Annotated in this window: 12 protein-coding genes; 6 read left to right on the forward strand and 6 right to left on the reverse strand. The window is 60.6% G+C overall.

What is annotated here, in order from left to right; all coding sequences use genetic code 11:
* Nucleotides 1-870: 870 nt before the first annotated feature.
* Complete coding sequence (locus ASE98_RS27710; protein WP_371318100.1) at nt 871-1,575, forward strand: methyl-accepting chemotaxis protein; 705 nt, start codon at nt 871-873, stop codon at nt 1,573-1,575.
* Between the two features lie 36 nt (nt 1,576-1,611).
* Here ASE98_RS27710 and ASE98_RS10035 read toward each other — a convergent pair whose 3' ends face one another.
* Together ASE98_RS10035 and cra are read right to left on the reverse strand one after the other, a co-directional pair.
* Nucleotides 1,612-2,388 carry a TatD family hydrolase gene (locus tag ASE98_RS10035; protein WP_060541211.1) on the reverse strand — a complete coding sequence of 259 codons (777 nt, stop codon included), beginning with the start codon at nt 2,386-2,388 and terminating at the stop codon, nt 1,612-1,614.
* 3 nt (nt 2,389-2,391) lie between these two features.
* A complete protein-coding gene (gene cra / locus ASE98_RS10040) occupies nt 2,392-3,387 on the reverse strand; it encodes a catabolite repressor/activator (protein ID WP_060541212.1) in 996 nt (331 codons plus the stop codon).
* A 289-nt stretch (nt 3,388-3,676) separates the two neighbouring features.
* On the opposite strand from cra, the gene ptsP reads away from it, so the two are divergent.
* The 3 genes from ptsP to ASE98_RS10055 are packed head-to-tail and all read left to right on the forward strand — an operon-like array spanning nt 3,677 to nt 9,230.
* Nucleotides 3,677-6,538, forward strand: a complete 2,862-nt coding sequence (ptsP, locus tag ASE98_RS10045; RefSeq protein WP_060541213.1) for a phosphoenolpyruvate--protein phosphotransferase — start codon at nt 3,677-3,679, stop codon at nt 6,536-6,538.
* Nucleotides 6,538-7,479, forward strand: coding sequence for a 1-phosphofructokinase (pfkB, locus tag ASE98_RS10050; RefSeq protein ID WP_060541214.1), 942 nt, complete (start codon nt 6,538-6,540; stop codon nt 7,477-7,479). Before ptsP ends, pfkB begins: the two co-directional genes overlap by 1 nt.
* Nucleotides 7,480-7,490: 11 nt before the next feature.
* The gene (locus ASE98_RS10055) at nt 7,491-9,230 is read left to right on the forward strand and encodes a PTS fructose-like transporter subunit IIB (protein WP_060541215.1); all 1,740 of its coding nucleotides are present in this window, start codon (nt 7,491-7,493) and stop codon (nt 9,228-9,230) included.
* Nucleotides 9,231-9,449: 219 nt separating this feature from the next.
* On the opposite strand, the gene ASE98_RS25725 is transcribed toward ASE98_RS10055, so the two are convergent.
* The 3 genes from ASE98_RS25725 to ASE98_RS10070 all read right to left on the reverse strand — a co-directional run bounded on the left by ASE98_RS25725 (nt 9,450) and on the right by ASE98_RS10070 (nt 15,434).
* Nucleotides 9,450-9,821, reverse strand: coding sequence for an endonuclease domain-containing protein (locus ASE98_RS25725; protein ID WP_082457514.1), 372 nt, complete (start codon nt 9,819-9,821; stop codon nt 9,450-9,452).
* A gap of 540 nt (nt 9,822-10,361) precedes the next feature.
* On the reverse strand, nt 10,362-12,890 hold the full coding sequence (locus tag ASE98_RS10065) for a PepSY domain-containing protein (protein ID WP_060541217.1): 2,529 nt from the start codon (nt 12,888-12,890) through the stop codon (nt 10,362-10,364).
* Nucleotides 12,891-13,115: 225 nt separating this feature from the next.
* Complete coding sequence (locus tag ASE98_RS10070) at nt 13,116-15,434, reverse strand: TonB-dependent receptor (protein WP_060541218.1); 2,319 nt, start codon at nt 15,432-15,434, stop codon at nt 13,116-13,118.
* A gap of 207 nt (nt 15,435-15,641) precedes the next feature.
* Between ASE98_RS10070 and ASE98_RS10075 the strand changes: the two genes are divergently transcribed.
* Complete coding sequence (locus ASE98_RS10075; RefSeq protein WP_060541219.1) at nt 15,642-16,322, forward strand: Fe2+-dependent dioxygenase; 681 nt, start codon at nt 15,642-15,644, stop codon at nt 16,320-16,322.
* The gene (locus tag ASE98_RS10080; protein WP_060541220.1) at nt 16,319-17,086 is read left to right on the forward strand and encodes a tetratricopeptide repeat protein; all 768 of its coding nucleotides are present in this window, start codon (nt 16,319-16,321) and stop codon (nt 17,084-17,086) included. Before ASE98_RS10075 ends, ASE98_RS10080 begins: the two co-directional genes overlap by 4 nt.
* Before the next feature lie 129 nt (nt 17,087-17,215).
* Here the strand turns inward: ASE98_RS10080 and ASE98_RS10085 are convergent, their stop codons facing one another.
* Complete coding sequence (locus ASE98_RS10085; protein WP_060541221.1) at nt 17,216-18,379, reverse strand: type III PLP-dependent enzyme; 1,164 nt, start codon at nt 18,377-18,379, stop codon at nt 17,216-17,218.
* Nucleotides 18,380-18,884 lie beyond the last annotated feature (505 nt).

Consider the following 18,884-nt stretch of genomic DNA (forward strand, 5'->3'; position numbering starts at 1 on the left):
CTGGTAGGCAGCGCGCAGATTTTCAGCCAGGTCATCACCAGCCAGGCCGGCCTGAGTCGCGACAACCAGAGCGATATGCGCCAGCTGAGCGAACTGGTGACCCTGGTCACCCCTCGTGTCACCCAGATGATCGGCGAAGGCCGGGCGATGGGGTCTTATTCGATGGGACAGGGTTTCCTCAACTCGGCATCGAGTACCCGATTCGATGAATTGCTGGCGCAAATAGAAAAGCTTCAGGCTGAGTACGGCCTGAAGTTGCAGGACTCCCTTGGCTCCAGCGCCGCCGCGCGCGATGCGTTGGCCGCTCAGGCCGAAAGCAGCCGGGCGTCCTTGAAAAAGGCCAGCGAGCTGTTCGAGGAGCAGGTGGTGATGGCTGACACCCTGGATGCGCCTTGGCAGGGGTTTTATGATCAGGCCAGCGCCCTGATGGACCAGACCTACCAACTCAATGAAGCAGTGCTGAAGTTTCTCGGTCCTCAGCTGCAACAACGGCTGGATCAGAACCGTACGCACATGATTCTGCAAGCCGTGGCGCTGTCCGTCGTCTTCGTGCTGATCTTTTACCTTTACGGTGGCTTCTATGCCTCGACCCGCACCACGCTCAAGCGTCTGGGGGCAGTGATGGACAAGGTGGCTGCGGGCGACATGACCGCAACCTTCAGCGCCGACAGCCGGGACGAACTGGGTGAGTTGGGCGAGGTGTTCAACGGCACCGTGAAGAAAATCCATGACCTGATCGAACGGGTAGGGCAGACCGTCACAGAAGTCGAGCGCCAGGCCGGACAAGTAGAAAATGTCTCGGCCCAGAGCAACCAGGCCGTCGCCGGCCAGCGCACGCAGATCGAGCAAGTGGCGACTGCCATGAACCAGATGTCGGCCACTTCCCTGGAGGTGGCGCGCAGTGCCGCCGCTGCGGTGAGCAGTGCCCACAGCGTCAACGACGAAACCATCAGTGGCCGTGGCCTGGTGCAATCCCAGCAGGGCAGCATTGCCGCCCTGGCCAGCGAAATCGATCAATCGGTGCAGGTGATCAATCAACTGGCCAGTGACAGCCAGTCGATCAGTCGCGTGCTGGAAGTGATCAAGAGCATCGCCGAGCAGACCAACCTGCTGGCGCTCAACGCCGCGATTGAAGCCGCCAGGGCCGGTGAGCAGGGCCGTGGTTTCGCAGTGGTGGCGGACGAGGTCCGGACTCTGGCCAAGCGCACCCAGCAGTCGACCGAAGAAATCGAGCAGATGATCGTCAAGCTCCACAGCGGTGTCGGCGCGGCAGTGAAGGCCATGGGCATCAGTCATGAGATGGCCAGTGGTACGGTCGGGCAGTCGGAGAAGGTCCAGCGGGCGCTGGAAAACATTCTCGGTGCGGTCGGCATGATCGTTGACCAGAACCAGCAAATCGCCGCTGCGGTGGAGCAGCAGACTGCCGTGGCTCACGACATCGACCAGAACATTGTCGAAATCAACCGGGCCGGCGAGCGAACCGCCGAAGGTGCACACCACACCGAGGACGCCAGCCGTGCATTGTCGGCTCAGGTGGTGGAGTTGAAGCAATTGATCAGTGCGTTCCGGGTCTGAAGCACACCCTTGTTCACAAGGTTTTTTTGTCAGTGCTTACCAGTTGAACAGCTCGCGTGCATTGGCGGTACTGGCCGCCGCGAGCTGCTCTGGTGTGATCGCCATGATTTGAGCCAGCGCCTCGCAAATCGCCGGCAAATGCGCCGGGCTGTTGCGTTGCCCGGGGAACATGGCGGGCGCCATGTCTGGTGAATCGGTTTCCAGCACTACCGACTCCAGCGGCAGCTCGGCCAGCACGCGATGCATGCGCAGCGCCTGGGGCCAGGTCGCGGCACCGCCAAGGCCGAGCTTGAAGCCAAGCTTGATGTACTCGCGGGCTTCTTCCTTGCTGCCGGCAAACGCATGGATGATCCCGGCGCGTTTCAGGCGAAAGCGTTTGAGCGAGGCAATCACCGCCGCATGGCTGCGCCGCACGTGGATCAAGGCTGGAAGGTTGAAGTCATTCGCCAGTTGCAGTTGCGCATCGAACAGCCCTTGCTGGCGTTCGCGATCCAGGGTTTCGATGAAGTAGTCCAGGCCGATCTCGCCGACCGCACACAATTGCCGATGGCCGGCCAGGCGCGTCAGCCAGGCGCCGAGTTCGCTCAAGTCCTCAGGGCGATGCTCGTTCAGGTACACCGGGTGCAGACCGAAGGCGGCGTGCAGGTCGGGATCGCTCTGCGCCAGCTCCCAGACCCGTTGCCAATTGCCCTGATAAACCCCCAGTACCACGATTCGCCGCACCCCGAGGGCGCGACTGGCGCTCAGCAACGCCTGACGATCAGCGTCGAAGTCCGGGAAATCCAGATGGGTGTGGGTGTCGATCAGCTCCACGATTCATTCCTGGCGAATACGCTGTTTGAAGGTTCGCGCGATGGCTTGTACACCGGGTTGGTAATCGGACTGTTCGATCGCCGCCAGGGCCAGGGCCAGCGCCTTGTCAGCGATCAGTTGGTGTTGCTGGGCCATGGCATTGACCGGCAGGGGCAGGAAGTCCAGCAACTGAGTGTCGCCGAAAGTGCCAAGACGCAGCCGGCGGTTTTTCAGCGGGAAGTCATGCAGGGCATCGAACACGCCCTGGAGCAATACGTAGGATGTAGTGATCAACGCCTCGGGCAAATGACCCAGGCGCCGCAACAAATCTTCCATCAATTGCTTGCCGCACTCACGGCTGAAGGACTCGCCTTCTTCGATCAGCACGTCCCCTTTGAAGCCATTGAGAGCTTGCTTGAAACCGGCGGCGCGTTCCTGGCTGATGCTCAGGTCGGGGCGGGCACCAATGAGCACGATCTGCTTGGGTAATGGCTCCAGCAGGCTGCGAGTCAGTTGCAGGCTGGCCTCGCGGTCGTCGCTGATCACCGAGCAGAAATGCTCGGGCTCCATGACCCGGTCGATGGCAATGATCGGCATGCCCTTGGCTTGCAATTGGCGATAACTGTCGTCGCTTGCCGGCAGGCAACTGGCGACGATCAGCGCATCGCAGCGGCGTGCGCGGAACAGTTTGAGCAACTGCAGTTCGCTGTCCGGCGCGTCGTCGGAGCTGGCGATCAACAGCTGATAACCCCGGGCTCGCGCACCTTGCTCAAGCAATTTGGCGATGCGTGCGTAACTGGGGTTTTCCAGATCCGGCAGAATGAAACCCAATGTGCGCGTATGCCGGCTACGTAAGCCGGCGGCCTGGGGATTAGGTGTGAAGCCATGTTGCTCGACGACCGCGCGAACACGTTCGACCGTGGCGCTGCTGATGCGCTGCTGTTCGGCTTTGCCATTGATGACATAGCTGGCGGTGGTAACGGACACACCGGCCAACTGGGCAATATCACTGAGTTTCAACCCGCTGTTTCCTTGTTTTTTCGAGCTTGCCTCGACATTTTCGTCAATCCTACCCGATTCAGGCAGACGACCCTTGTCGTAACGCAGCCGACAAGTAGGACTTCAAGGATGGATCATTATCGAGTAACGTGCCATTCATTATAGATTAAACGTTTCAGCAAGCGTATTTTAGGGGTTTATCCCTTTTGTCGGTTCTGCCCGTGCAACCGCCAAAAGAGTTGGCAAAAACGCCAAGGCTGATTCACTCAAAACAATACCTGGCGCCCCAAGGGGCCAAAAAGGAGAAAGCATGCTCGAGCTCACTATTGAGCAGATATCCATGGGCCAGTCGGCTGTGGATAAGTCCGCTGCATTGCAACTGCTGGCCAGTCACCTGGTCGCTGACGGCCTGGTGGACGAAGGGTATCTCGCCGGGCTGCAAGCGCGGGAAGCCCAGGGCTCGACCTTTCTCGGTCAAGGTATTGCCATCCCCCACGGTACCCCGCAAACCCGCGATCAGGTGTTCACCACCGGCGTGCGCTTGATGCAGTTTCCCGAAGGCGTGGACTGGGGCGACGGCCACATCGTCTATCTGGCAATCGGCATTGCCGCCAAATCCGACGAGCATCTGCGCCTGCTGCAATTGCTCACTCGCGCCCTTGGTGAGACCGACCTCGGCCAGGCTCTGCGCCGTGCCGGTTCTGCGCAAGCGCTGCTGAAACTGCTGCAAGGCGCGCCGCAGGAATTGGCGCTGGATGCACAAATGATCGGCCTGGGTGTGTCGGCCGAAGATTTCGAAGAACTGGTCTGGCGTGGCGCGCGCCTGTTGCGTCAAGCCGATTGCGTGAGCAACGGTTTCTCTGCCGTGTTGCAGCAGGTCGAAGCGCTGCCTCTGGGTGATGGCTTGTGGTGGTTGCACAGCGAACAAACGGTGAAACGTCCTGGCCTGGCCTTCGTTACGCCGGATAAACCATTGCGTTACCTCGGGCAGCCGCTGAACGGGTTGTTCTGCCTGGCCAGCCTCGGCGAAGCCCATCAGGCATTGCTTGAACGCCTGTGCGCGCTGCTGATTGAAGGGCGCGGCAACGAATTGGGGCGCGCCACCACCCGCCGCCATGTGCTGGAAGTCCTCGGTGGCGAGCTGCCCGCAGACTGGCCGAGTGCGCGCATTGCGCTGGCCAACGCCCATGGTCTGCACGCCCGCCCGGCGAAAATTCTCGCGCAACTGGCGAAAGGTTTTGCCGGCGAAATTCGCGTGCGCATCGTCGATGGCCAGGACAGTGCGGTGTCGGTGAAGAGTTTGAGCAAGCTGCTCAGCCTCGGCGCCCGTCGCGGCCAGGTGCTGGAGTTGATCGCTGAGCCGAGTATCGCTGTCGATGCCTTGCCCGCCTTGATGGCGGCTATCGAAAATGGCCTCGGTGAAGAAGTCGAACCGTTGCCGCCGGTGAGTCAGCAGCGCGAAACCGTCGCCGACTTCGCCGAAGTGCTGCTGGCCCCGGCGTCGGGTAGCCAGATCCAGGCCATCGCCGCAGCACCGGGGATCGCCATCGGTCCGGCGCATATTCAGGTGCTGCAAGCCATCGACTATCCGCTGCGCGGAGAGTCAGCCGCGATTGAGCGCGAGCAACTCAAGCAAGCTTTGGAGCAGGTGCGCCAGGATATTCAGGGTTTGATCGAGCGCAGCAAGGCCAAGGCCATTCGCGAGATCTTCGTCACTCACCAGGAAATGCTCGACGACCCGGAGCTGACCGATGAGGTCGACACCCGTCTCAAACAGGGCGAAAGCGCGCAAGCGGCGTGGATGTCGGTCATCGAATTGGCGGCCAGGCAACAGGAAGCCTTGCAGGATGCCTTGCTTGCCGAGCGCGCCGCGGATCTGCGCGACATAGGGCGTCGTGTACTGGCGCAACTCAGTGGCATCGAAACCCCGAGTGAACCGGATCAGCCGTATATTCTGGTGATGGACGAAGTCGGCCCGTCGGACGTGGCACGGCTCGATCCGGCTCGCGTGGCCGGCATCCTGACTGCACGGGGTGGCGCCACGGCGCACAGCGCGATCGTCGCCCGAGCGTTGGGCATTCCTGCATTGGTCGGCGCCGGTGCCGCCGTGCTGTTGCTGGCGCCAGGCACACCGTTGCTGCTCGATGGCCAGCGCGGTCGTCTGCACGTCGATGCCGATGCGGCGACCTTGCAGCGCGCAATCGCCGAGCGCGACAGTCGCGATCAACGCCTGCAGGAGGCCGCCGCACAACGTCATCAACCAGCGCTGACCAGCGACGGCCATGGTGTCGAAGTGTTCGCCAACCTCGGTGAAAGCGCCGGGGTTATCGGCGCCGTCGAGCAGGGCGCCGAAGGCATCGGCCTGCTGCGTACAGAACTGATTTTCATGGCCCACCCGCAAGCGCCGGACGAAGCGACCCAGGAAGCCGAGTACCGGCGTGTCCTCGATGGCCTGGCCGGGCGGCCGCTGGTGGTGCGTACACTTGACGTCGGTGGCGACAAGCCGCTGCCGTACTGGCCGATCGCCAAGGAGGAAAACCCGTTCCTCGGCGTACGAGGCATTCGCCTGACCCTGCAGCGTCCGCAGATCATGGAGGTGCAACTGCGCGCGCTGCTGCGGGCCGCCGACAACCGGCCCCTGCGCATTATGTTCCCCATGGTCGGCAGCATGGACGAGTGGCGCCAGGCCCGGGACATGACCGAACGCTTGCGCAAGGAAATCCCGGTCGCCGACCTGCAGTTGGGGATTATGATTGAAGTGCCGTCGGCAGCGCTGCTGGCGCCAGTCCTGGCCAGGGAAGTCGACTTTTTCAGTATCGGCACCAATGACCTGACGCAATACACCTTGGCCATCGATCGTGGTCATCCGACGCTCTCGGCCCAGGCCGACGGGCTTCATCCGGCGGTGTTGCAACTGATCGACATCACCGTGCGCGCAGCCCATGCCAACGGCAAGTGGGTCGGTGTGTGCGGTGAGCTGGCGGCCGACCCGCTGGCAGTGCCGGTACTGGTCGGGCTGGGGGTGGATGAACTCAGTGTGTCCGCGCGCAGCATCGCCGAGGTCAAGGCGCGGATTCGCGAACTCAGCCTTGCCCGTACACAAGTGCTTGCCCAGCAGGCTCTGGCCGTGGGCAGCGCCAACGAAGTGCGCGCATTAGTGGAGGCTCTGTAATGGCCCGGATTCTCACCCTGACCCTCAACCCGGCACTCGACCTCACGGTTCAGTTACCGCGCCTGGAGCCCGGTCAGGTCAACCGCAGCGACGCCATGCACACTCACGCCGCCGGCAAAGGGGTGAACGTGGCCCAGGTGCTTGCCGACCTTGGGCATCAGGTGACCGTCAGCGGTTTCCTCGGCGTGGACAACCTGCAAGCGTTCGAAACCCTGTTTGCCAGACGCGGTTTTATCGATGCCTTCATCCGGGTTCCCGGTGAAACCCGTACCAACATCAAGCTGGCGGAAAGCGATGGACGCATCACCGATATAAACGGTCTGGGGCCGCGGGTCAGTGCAGCCGCGCAACAGGCGTTGCTTGATCGACTTGAGCAGATTGCGCCCGGGCACGATGCGGTTGTCGTCGCCGGCAGCCTGCCGCAAGGCGTCAGTGCGCAGTGGCTGCAGGCGTTGATTGTGCGCTTGAAGGAACTGGGCTTGAACGTCGCCCTCGACACCAGTGGCGAAGCGTTGCGTGCTGGAATCAAGGCGGGTCCGTGGCTGGTCAAACCCAATAGCGAAGAGCTGGCCCAGGTCCTGGGGTACGGGGTGGTTTCGGTCGCCGCCCAGGCCGATGCGGCTGAGCGTTTGCACGCCCAAGGCATCAGGCATGTGGTGATCTCCCACGGTGCCGACGGCGTGAACTGGTTCAGTGTGGGCGCGGCCTTGCATGCCACTCCTCCCAAGGTCGGCGTCGCCAGTACGGTGGGCGCCGGCGATTCGTTGCTGGCGGGGATGCTCCACGGTTTGCTCAGTGCCGATACGCCTGAGCAAACCCTGCGCACGGCCACGGCGATTGCCGCGCTGGCCGTCACCCAGATCGGTTTCGGCATTGGCGATGCCGCGCAGCTGGCGCGGCTCGAAAAGGGTGTACGCGTGCGTGCCCTGACAGAACAATAAGAGGGTTTGTCATGAAGTTAGCCATCGTTACGGCCTGCCCCAACGGCATGGTCACCAGCGTGCTGTGCGCCCGCTTGCTCGATGCGGCGGCCCAGCGTCAGGGCTGGAGCACCAGTGTCGAAATCAGTGATCCCGCCCACCCTGAGCGTCAAATGTCGGCTGCTACCCTCGAAGGCGCCGAGTGGGTGTTGCTGGTCACCAGCGCGCCAGTGGATATGTCTCGATTCGTCGGTAAGCGGGTGTTCCAGAGTGCTCCGGCCCAGGCCCTGCACGACGTTGAAGCGGTGTTGCGACGGGGCGCGCAGGAGGCTCAGGTGTACACGCCTGCCGAAGTCGTCGCCGAGCCGGTAGCCGTTGCGCACAATGCTCCGCGACTGGTTGCGGTTACGGCATGCCCGACCGGCGTCGCTCACACCTTCATGGCCGCCGAAGCCCTGCAGCAGGCGGCCAAGCGCCTGGGCTATGACCTGCAAGTGGAAACCCAGGGCTCGGTCGGTGCGCGTAATCCACTGAGCGCGGAGGCGATCGCCGAGGCCGATGTGGTGTTGCTGGCGGCGGACATCGAGGTCGCCACCGAGCGATTCGCGGGCAAGAAGATCTACCGTTGCGGTACCGGCATCGCGCTCAAGAATGCCGAAGCGACGCTGAAAAAAGCCTTGGCTGAAGGCAAGCGGGAAAGCGTTTCGAACAGTTCCCAAGGGCCGACCAAGCAAGAGAAGACGGGCGTCTATAAACACCTGTTGACCGGCGTGTCGTTCATGTTGCCGATGGTGGTGGCCGGCGGTCTGATGATCGCCCTGTCGTTTGTGTTCGGCATCACCGCCTTCAAAGAAGAGGGCACGTTGGCGGCGGCATTGATGCAGATTGGCGGCGACACCGCGTTCAAGTTGATGGTGCCGTTGCTGGCGGGTTACATCGCTTACTCGATCGCCGATCGTCCTGGCCTCGCGCCGGGCATGATCGGTGGTTTGCTCGCCAGTACCCTGGGCGCCGGTTTCATTGGCGGGATTGTCGCCGGTTTCCTCGCCGGCTATGCGGCCAAAGCGATCAACAAATATGCGCGGCTGCCGCAGAGCCTTGAAGCGCTGAAACCGATTCTGATCATCCCGATGCTGGCCAGCCTGTTCACCGGACTGGTGATGATTTATGTGGTCGGCAAACCGGTGGCGGGGATGCTCGGTGCACTCACGCAGTTTCTCGACAGCATGGGCACCACCAATGCCATTTTGCTCGGTGTGCTGTTGGGCGCGATGATGTGCGTCGATCTTGGCGGGCCGATCAACAAGGCGGCGTATGCGTTCTCGGTCGGCTTGCTGGCGTCGCAGAGTTACGCACCGATGGCCGCGACCATGGCCGCCGGCATGGTGCCACCGATCGGCCTGGGTATCGCCACCTTCATTGCCCGGCGCAAGTTCGCCCAGACCGAGCGCGAGGCCGGTAAAGCGGCGTTCGTACTGGGGTTGTGCTTCATCTCCGAAGGGGCAATTCCGTTTGCCGCCAAAGACCCGCTGCGGGTGATTCCGGCGAGCGTGGCCGGTGGCGCGTTGACCGGTGCGTTGTCGATGTATTTCGGCTGCAAGCTGATGGCGCCCCACGGTGGATTGTTCGTGCTGGCGATTCCGAATGCGATCAACCATGCGCTGTTGTATCTGTTGGCGATCGTGGCCGGGAGCCTGTTGACGGCGGTGGTGTATGCGCTGGTCAAGCGGCCTGAGGTGGTGGAGTTGAGCGTAGTGCCCGTCAGCGCCTGATCCTCAAGCCCTGTTGCGGATTCAAAAGCACCCCCTCACCCCAGCCCTCTCCCAGAGGGAGAGGGGGCCGATCGAGTTGTCTGGCGCTATGCATCGACCTGAGAGATCGTGTCGATTATGGATTCGGTACAGCACGCTCAGGCCGCAGTATTTCCAGAGAAGCCCACGGTCAGTCCCCTCTCCCAGTGGGAGAGGGTTAGGGTGAGGGCCACTGCCGGATCAGGATCGCGATCTCAAGTCCTGCGCAGTCCGAATAATGCACTCCAACACATCGCTCATCTGCTGAATCACCTCCAGATTACTGAACCGCACAACCCTGATCCCTTGCTCCTGCAGGTACTTGGTTCGACGCAGATCATGGATTCTTCCCGCCACCTCATAGTGCTGACCGCCATCCAGTTCAATGGCCAGTTTCAATTCGACGCAATAAAAATCCAGGACATAAGGCGGACATGGAAACTGTCGGCGGAATTTCAGATTGGCGATTTGCCGGGCCCGCAGTTTTTGCCAGAGCAGGTGTTCGCAGTCGGTTTGGTGGGTGCGTAGATGGCGTGCGAATTGGCGTAGGGGGAGGGTGGGGTGGTTGGGCATGCTTCACGTCCTTGTGAAGGGGGATGGAGGTTTTACTTTAGTCAGGGATTTTTGCGTTCGCATTGGAAATGCAGCCCTCACCCCAGCCCTCTCCCGGAGGGAGAGGGGGCCGACCGAGGTGTCTGGCGCTTTACATCGACCTGAGAAATCGAGTCGATTATGGATTTGCTACAAAATCTTCTGATCGTAGTATTTCGATAATGGATTTTGTACAGCGCGTTCAAGTCGCAGTATTTCGATCATGGATTCGGTACAGCTCGTTCAGGTCGCAGTCTTTCGATCATGGATTCGGTACAGCTCGTTCAGGTCGCAGTATTTCGATCATGGATTCGGTACAGCTCTTTCAGGTCGCAGTATTTCCAGAGAAACCCACGGTCAGTCCCCTCTCCCTTTGGGAGAGGGTTAGGGTGAGGGCCACTGCCGGATCAGGATCGCGATCTCAAATCCTGCGCAATAATGCTCTCCAACACATCGCTCATCTGCTGAACCATTTGCAGATTACTGATCCTTGCTCCCGCAAATATCGCAGCAAAAACACTCTCAATACACGTCGCGACGATAGCGGCCCTGTTCGATCAATCGCTCCACTTCAGATGCACCCAGCACCTCGTTGAGCACCTGATCGACGCCAGAGGCCATGCCCTGAAGGCTGCCACAGATGTAGATCACCGCGCCGTCCGCCAGCCACTTTTTCAGCTCGTGCGCCGATTCGCGCAGGCGATCCTGCACATAGATTTTCTGCGCCTGATCCCGCGAGAACGCCAGGTCCAGACGCTCCAGGTCACCGGCAATCAACCATTCTTCCAGCTCGTCGCGGCACAGGTAGTCGTGTTCGCGATTTCGCTCGCCGAAAAGCAGCCAATGCCGTTGCTGGCCATCGGCGATCCGCGCCTTGAGCAGGCTGCGCAACCCGGCCAGCCCTGTGCCGTTGCCCAGCAGAATCATTGGCACCGGTTCAACTGGCAGATGGAAACCGCTATTGCGGCGTACGCGCAGGCTGATAGCGCTGCCCACAGGGGCATGTTCGGTCAGCCAGCCGGAGCCAACGCCGAGGCTGCCATCCGGGTGCACTTCCTGACGTACGATCAGCTCCAGCATACCGTCGGCCGGTATGGAGGCAATCGAGTACTCGCGCATGGCCAAAGGTACCAATGCGTCCGTCAGCGCTTGTGCGTGCAGGCCGACCAGGTGGCTGCGGTTATCCGGTAACTGGCGGCTGGCCAGGGCTTGTTCGAGGGTTTCTTCCAGGCCACCCAGTTGTACCCGGGTTTCGCCGTGGATGCCCAGGCCGTCGAGGAAGTGCTCTATCGCCCACGGACAATTGCGTGGCAACACTTCCACCAGATCGCCGGCCAGCCAGCTGCTGCTGGTCGGGGCTTTAAGGCCCACCAGGTAGACGCTCGAACCACTGCTGTCGGGATTGAGTAGCTCGCGCCGGGCCAGCGTCCAATTGTCATAACTCGGTGCTTGCCAGGTGTCCACGGGCATCTGACCGGTCAACAATCCCAGTTGCTGCTGCCAGTGACGCAAGGCGTAAGGATCGCCGCTGTCGACTTCCACGGGGGTAAACAGGGTCTTGCCGCCGTGAGCACCCAGCCAGGTGTGCAGGCGTCTGGCGAATCCGCAGAAGTGTTGATACTGCCGGTCGCCCAGTCCGAGAACCGCATAGTTCAGGCGCTCAAGGCTCGGCGCACGACTCAATACCTTGCGCTCGAACCCCCTGGCACTGTCCGGTGCTTCGCCGTCGCCGAAGGTGCTGACTACAAACAACGCATTACTGGAGTCATGCAAATCCTGCTCGCTGACCTCTGCCAGTGGCTGCACTTTCACCGGCAAGCCTGCGGCCTGCAACTGGCCTGCGGTCTGCCATGCCAGTTGCTCGGCAAAACCGCTCTGGCTGGCGAAGCCGATCAGCCACGCAGGGGCATCGCTACCCGGTTGTACGAGACCGTTGCGGGTCGCCTTGATCTGGCGTTTTTTGCGGCGACGGTCCAGGTACAGCAGCCAGCCGGTGACGAAGAACAGCGGCATGGTCAGTGCGGTGATCGTCAGGATGATTCGTCCGACGATGCCGAAATAACTGCCGACGTGCAGGGCGTAGATACTGGTCAACAATTGAGCCTTGAAGCTCTTGTCGCTGTAGCGCTCCACTCGTTTGACGACGCCGGTGGCCGGGTCCAGGGTGATCTGGTTCAGGGCGCGGTCGTGGGGCGATGTCTTTAGCAGGTAAAACACGGTCGCCGGTTGGCCAGCCACCGCTGGCATGCGAATGTTGTAGGAGCTGAGATGCGGGCCGGCAGCGCTGTAGATGCTGCTCCACATCGCCGCGTAATCGGCCGTCGGTGCCGGACCTTGCGGCGCAGGGCCTCGCCCGCCGCGCACACGTTCGTTCTGCGGTGAATCGGACAGCAGACGGGTCAGGCCTTTGTTGTACCACTCATAGGACCACGACAGCCCGGTCAGCGCCGCCAACAGGTAAAACACCATGCACCAGGTGCCGGCGATCGAGTGCAGGTCCCAGTTGAAGCTTCGACCCTTTTTCTTCCAGTCCATGGTCAGCCAGGCGCGCCAGCTTTTCCACTGGCGCGGCCAGCGCAAATAGAGGCCGGACAGGCAGAAAAACACCAGGATCAGCGTGCATGCGCCAGTGATCTGCCGGCCGCTGTCGCCCATGGCCAGGAAGCGGTGCAGTTTCAGCATCAAGCCGAAGAAATCCTGGCCCGTGGCGTCGCCAAGGAACTGGGCGGTGTACGGATTGAAGTAACGCATTTCGCCTCGGCGTTCACCCGGTGGCGGGGTAAACCACACTCGGGACGCATCGCTGCTATCACTTTCGACGGTCAGCATCGAGACTTTCTTGCCGGATGCGGCTTCGATGCGCTCTACCAGTTCGGCAGGCGGCAACACACCGGCTACCTGTTTTTCGACCTGTAGCACCGAAGGATTGAGTGCGCTCAGGATCTCGTCCTGAAACGACACCGTCGCTCCGGTAATGCCCATCAGGGCCAGGACCAGCCCGGCGCTGATGCCGAAAAACCAGTGCAACTGGAACAGGGTTTTCTTCAACACATCGCTCGCCTTGTTCGTTCGAAATGGATCACCACGGCGCGCATTATGCCGTGAGTTGTCGAGAAGCATTCTTTCTTACGTACAAAAGCCCCGTTCATCTGGATGAACGGGGCCTGGTCCCTGCAGGCGCTGGCGAAGCCTGCGGTCTTTTGATCCTGGCGATTTCGGATGCGCCAAAAAAACAGAATCAACAGCTCGCAACCAACGCCAACTCCTCCACTCGCATCAGAAGTGGAAGTTGGTGCTCAGCAAGGCAGTACGACCGGCCGCCTGGTTGGCGAAGTGGGTCGAGAACGCTTTGTCGTAGTAGGTCTCATCGGTCAGGTTCTGCACGTTCAGTTGCAGGTCGACGTTTTTGGTCAGCTTGTAGGCCGCCATCGCGTCGTAACGAACGTAGGATTCAACCATGGTGGTGTTGGCCACGCTGCCGAACACGTCGTCGACATAGAACGCACCGCCACCGACGGTCAGCTTCGGCGTGACTTGATAAGTCGTCCACAGGCTGGCGCTGTTTTCCGGCGTATTGGGCAGTTGATTGCCGTCGTTGGCCGCGCCCAGCGGGCCGCCATCGATCTGCTCGCTGTCCATGAAGGCATAGCCTGCGAACACTTGCCATTTATCGGTGAGCTTGCCGGTAGCCGACAGTTCGACACCTTGAACGCGGGTCTTGCCGACGTTTTCGTAGGTGGTGGTGTTGGTCTGCACCCGGGCGTTGTCTTTCTCGGTGCGGAAGATGTCGGCGGTCAAGGACAGACGATCATTGAGCAGATCCCACTTGGTACCGATTTCGTAGTTCTTGGTGGTTTCCGGTTCCATGTCGCTGCTCAGCAGGTTGCCGCTGCGATCAGGCGTGCCACCCAAAGGGTTGCCTTCCGAACCTTCACCGAGGGTGTTGCCCGGTGGTGTGGCGGAAGTTGCGTAGGAGGCATAAATGCTGCCGTTCTCGGCCGGCTTGTAAACCACACCGAACTGGCCGGTGACGAACTCACTGACGTCATCGCCCTTGGCGGTGGTGGTGCCGGAAGCGTTGAACGTTTTGTAGTCAGTGTCGAAATGGTCGTAGCGCAGCCCCATGTTCACCAGCCACTGCTCGGACAACTCCAGGGTGTCGAACACATACAGCGCATAGGTATCGGCGTTGGTGTCGGTGCCGGCGTAGTTACGCGAGATCGCACCGTTCCATGGGTCGTTCGGCGTCGGATTGGACAGCGAGGTGCAGTTGTAGCCGCTTGGCGTGCCGATCAGTGCAGGCGAGCAGTTGGTGGTCGCTGCCGCAGTTCCCGGTGTGGTATCGGTGTTGACGTTGTACGAGGACTTTTCACTTTCCTCATGGGTGTACTCGATACCGGTGGCGAAGCTGTTCTTGAAGCCGGCGATGTAGATATCACCAAACAGGTCGGTCTGGTTGGTCGTGGTTTCGGTATTGCTGACCCGGGTGTTGGCCCGACGCCAGACGCTGCCGTTGTTGACGTTGCCCTTGCTGTCGTCCGGCTGGGTCAGGATGTAATCCTGCATGCTGCTGCCGTGACGCAGGGTGTTCTTGACGGTCAGCGCATCGCTCAGGTCATGCTCGACGGCGAAGGTCGCGGTGTCGGTGCGGGTCTTGCGAAAGTCACGATCGGTCAGGCCATAGAAGTTGCTGCTGTCGCCACCATCGTTCGGCTTGTCCGGGTTGCCCTTGGTACGGGCAGCGGAGCCAGCGGCCGGGATCGAGTAAGGAATACCCGAGTCCGGCGTGTCGTTGCTTTCCAGATGGTAGTAGTCGAGGTTGACGCGGGTGTCGGTGCCCAGGCCGAAGGCCAGCGACGGTGCCACGCCCCAGCGGTCGTAATCGACGCTGTCACGACCGGCGACGTTGCTCTCGTGGCTCATCAGGTTCAGACGGCCGGCGGTGGTGTCATTGAGCTGATAGTTGCCGTCCATTGTGTAACGCTGGGTCTGATCCGAACCCCAGGTAAAACCACCGTCGAACGAGTCGCCCAGGTGGGCTTTTTTGCTCACCAGGTTGATGCTGCCGCCGGCGGCGCCGCGCCCGCCAATGGCTGAGTTCGGGCCTTTGCTGACTTCGATCGATTCGACGGCGAAGATCTCGCGGCTTTGCGAACCGGTATCGCGCACGCCGTCCAGGTAGGTATCACCCTGGGCATCGAAGCCGCGAATGAACGGACGGTCGCCTTGTGGGTTACCGCCTTCGCCGGCGCCGAAGGTAATGCCGGGAACGGTGCGCAGGGCATCCTGCATGTTCAGGGCGCCAGTGTCCTTGAGGACTTGCTGTGGAATCACCGTGATCGAACGCGGTGTGTCCACCAGTGGCGCGGTGTACTTGGGCGAGGAGGCTTTCTCCACGTTATAGGAAGTCTCGTCCTGGGCTTCGCCGGTGATGGCGGTCGCACCCAGTGAAATCACATTGCCCGGAGCTTTTTCGTCGGCTTTTTCCGCCGCGAAAACCATGTGACCCGCAGAGCCGGCAGTAATCGCCATGCCAATGGCCGATGCGAGCAAACGTGGCGAACTGACCGGTAATTGTGGTTGTTGACGTGACATTTGAATTCCCCTCCCCAAGGATTTGAGGCCGCGGAATATAGGGTAAACAGGTATTTGTATCAATTGCGAAATATTGTTATTCGCACTTAATTTACATTCTTTACAATTTAACCTTACGGTTTTTGCTGACTCATTCGTCTGTCGGGTTTTACACAGGCAATAAGAATCAATACCATTGCCATCCCTTTGCCTTCAGGTGTCTCTGCCATGCTGCTGCACATTCCCGGCTTGTTCGAAAAAGAAGAAGTGCGGCGCATTCGTGAAGCGCTGGAGCAGGCCGACTGGGCGGACGGCAAGATCACCGCCGGCTACCAGTCGGCCAAGGCCAAGCACAACCTGCAATTACCGGAAGGTCATCCTCTGGCCAAGGAAATCGGTGCGGCGATGCTGGAGCGGTTGTGGAAAAACCCGCTGTTCATGTCGGCCGCACTGCCGCACAAAGTCTTTCCACCACTGCTGAACTGTTACACCGCCGGTGGCAGTTTCGACTTTCATGTCGACAACGCAGTGCGCCAGCCCAAGGGCGGCATCGAGCGAGTGCGCACTGACCTGTCGGCCACACTGTTTTTCAGTGAGCCGCAGGATTACGACGGCGGTGAGCTGGTAATCCAGGACACCTACGGCACGCAACAGGTAAAGCTGCCCGCCGGTGACATGGTGTTGTATCCCGGGACCAGTCTGCACAAGGTCAACGCGGTCACTCGCGGCACGCGCTACGCCTCGTTTTTCTGGACCCAGAGCCTGGTGCGCGAAGATAGCCAGCGCGCCTTGCTGTTCGAGATGGATGGGGCGATTCAGCAGCTGACCCAGGACATGCCTGATCACCCTTCGCTGATCCGCCTGACGGGGACGTATCACAACCTGCTGCGGCGTTGGGTCGAGGTATGAGTTTTCAACTGCGACGCGAAGAAGTGCTCAGCGGTGACCAGCTAAAAGCCATGCTGCAAGAGAGTCCCGCACGCGCGGCCCAGGCGGTGCTGATTGCGGCCGGCGAAGGGGTACTCGATGCTCAGGCGCTGCTGGGGCAAATCCTGCTGGACGGACAGGGCATCGAGCAGGATCAGCCGTTGGCCGTGCGCTGGTTCGGGATCGCCGCCCGGCGTGGGCACATGATGGCGCGCAACATGCTCGGTCGTTGTCATGAACATGGCTGGGGCTGTGAGGCCGATGCTGCCATCGCTGCGGGGCATTATCGGATCGCCGCCGAGGCCGGCCTGGATTGGGCGATGTACAACTACGCCAACTTGCTGGCGACCGGGCGCGGGGTGGCTGAGAATCAGCAGCAAGCGCTGAATCTCTATCGCCGCGCGGCTGAACTGGGCCACGCGAAATCGATGAATCTGCTGGGGCGCTACCTGGAAGAAGGGCTGGTCTGCCCGAAAGACCTGCCAGCGGCGCACGGTTGGTATCGGCGTTCGGCTGAGGGTGGGGACTTTCGCGGGCAGTTCAGCCATGCAGCAGTGCTGGCGGATCAGGGGAATATCGACGAGGCATTGCAATGGCTGCGCAGGGCGCTGACCGGCGGCAATCTGAATTTCCTGCGGGTCGCGAGCAAAGCGTTGTTGGACGCAACCGATCCGCAGATTCGCGCGTTGGCACCTGCGTATGCCCAACGCCTCGCCGAACTCGAACAGGTACTCACACCTCTGTAGGAGCCGGCTTGCTGGCGATCCAGGCACCGCGGTTCATCGGACGTTAATCGCCAGCAAGCCGGCTCCTGCAGATCACCGACAAAAAAGCCCATGACAGGTCATGGGCTTTTTGATTTCTGCGTGCAGTAATTACACGTAGAACGACTTCAGCGGCGGGAAGCCATTGAACTCAACTGCGCTGTAGCTGGTGGTGTACGCACCGGTCGACAGCCAGTACAGGCGATCACCGATGGCCAGGTTCAGCGGCAGGCCGTACTTGTAGTTTTCGTACATGATGTCGGCGCTGTCGCAGGTTGGACCGGCGATCACGACTTCTTCCATCTCGCCTTTCTTCTCGGTCCAGATCGGGAACTTGATGGCTTCGTCCATGGTTTCGATCAGGCCGGAGAACTTGCCCACATCCGTGTACACCCAACGCTCTACGGCGGTACGGGATTTACGCGCGACCAGCACCACTTCGCTGACCAGGATGCCGGCGTTGGCAATCAGCGAACGGCCCGGTTCCAGGATGATTTCCGGCAGGTCGTCGCCGAAGTCTTCCTTGAGGAAGCGGATGATTTCTTCGGCGTAGGTTTCCAGGCTGTTGGTGCGGGTGATGTAGTTGGCCGGGAAGCCACCGCCCATGTTGATCAGCTTCAGTTCGATGCCGTCTTCTTCTTTCAAGCGCTCGAAGATTACTTTGACCTTGGCGATCGCCGCGTCCCAGACGCTGATGTCACGCTGTTGCGAGCCGACGTGGAAGGAGATGCCGTAAGGCACCAGGCCCAGGTCGCGGGCGAGGATCAGCAGGTCCATGGCCATGTCGGTCTGGCAGCCGAATTTGCGCGACAACGGCCAGTCGGCGGTGGTCGAGCCTTCGGTCAGGATACGCACGTAGACTTTCGAGCCCGGCGCAGCCTTGGCGATGTTGCGCAGGTCGGCTTCGGAGTCGGTGGCATACAGACGCACGCCCTTCTCGTAGAAGTAGCGGATGTCCTTGGATTTCTTGATGGTGTTGCCGTAGCTGATCTGGTCGGCGCTGACGCCACGGCCCAGCACTTTGTCCAGCTCATAGATGGAGGCGATGTCGAAGCTCGAGCCTTTCTCTTTGAGCAGGTCGATGATCTCGACGGCCGGGTTGGCCTTGACCGCGTAGTAGACCTTGGCGAATTCGAAACCGGCGCGCAGGTCGTCATAGGCCTGGCTGATCATCGCGGTGTCGATCACCACGAACGGGGTTTCCTGCTTGTCGGCGAACGCCTTCATTTTCTGAAAGGTTTCGCGCGCGAAATAGTCTTCGACCTGGATCGACATACCTGGGAGCTCCTACTGGCAAACGTTAGTAATCAATGGGTGCAAATGAACGTCCTCCGTATCCCCACTTTGGTTCGCCTACTTCCCAAGGCATGTCGCCGAAAGCAAAAAGGCCATGGGAAGCGCTGCTTTCCCTTGGCCTTGCTGTCTCGTCGTCAGTACTTGAGCCGGATGGATCGTTTCCAGCATGGACGTTCGGCGCGAACTTTAGGGCGTGAGGGGCTTGAGATCAACAAAAAATGTCGCGTTTTTGCACACTTCCGTCGTGCGGCCCCTGACAGGTACTGATGTAACCGACCTGTGTGACGGTGTGATGTTCCCGTTGCAGGAAGAATTGAGGTGTTTCAGGGGGATTTTTGGTGTGCCATTCGCGAGCAAGCCCGCTTGTATGTTTAGACTTGAAGGGGTGGGTGGGACTAAAGCCTCGCTTCTGACTCTGACCAGTACAGACCGTGGGAGACATCGTCCCACCCCTTCACCTAATGCGCCGATAAGGAATGCATCG

This window comes from Pseudomonas sp. Leaf48 (assembly GCF_001421885.1).
In the GTDB taxonomy this organism is placed as follows: domain Bacteria; phylum Pseudomonadota; class Gammaproteobacteria; order Pseudomonadales; family Pseudomonadaceae; genus Aquipseudomonas.

Bases quoted from the DNA above. Each gene is read 5' to 3' on its own strand.
- ASE98_RS27710 (WP_371318100.1), top strand. From the start codon at position 871: ATGTCGGCCACTTCCCTGGAGGTGGCGCGCAGTGCCGCCGCTGCGGTG.
- ptsP (WP_060541213.1), top strand. From the start codon at position 3,677: ATGCTCGAGCTCACTATTGAGCAGATATCCATGGGCCAGTCGGCTGTG.
- pfkB (WP_060541214.1), top strand. From the start codon at position 6,538: ATGGCCCGGATTCTCACCCTGACCCTCAACCCGGCACTCGACCTCACG.
- ASE98_RS10055 (WP_060541215.1), top strand. From the start codon at position 7,491: ATGAAGTTAGCCATCGTTACGGCCTGCCCCAACGGCATGGTCACCAGC.
- ASE98_RS25725 (WP_082457514.1), bottom strand. From the start codon at position 9,821: ATGCCCAACCACCCCACCCTCCCCCTACGCCAATTCGCACGCCATCTA.
- ASE98_RS10070 (WP_060541218.1), bottom strand. From the start codon at position 15,434: ATGTCACGTCAACAACCACAATTACCGGTCAGTTCGCCACGTTTGCTC.
- ASE98_RS10075 (WP_060541219.1), top strand. From the start codon at position 15,642: ATGCTGCTGCACATTCCCGGCTTGTTCGAAAAAGAAGAAGTGCGGCGC.
- ASE98_RS10080 (WP_060541220.1), top strand. From the start codon at position 16,319: ATGAGTTTTCAACTGCGACGCGAAGAAGTGCTCAGCGGTGACCAGCTA.
- ASE98_RS10085 (WP_060541221.1), bottom strand. From the start codon at position 18,379: ATGTCGATCCAGGTCGAAGACTATTTCGCGCGCGAAACCTTTCAGAAA.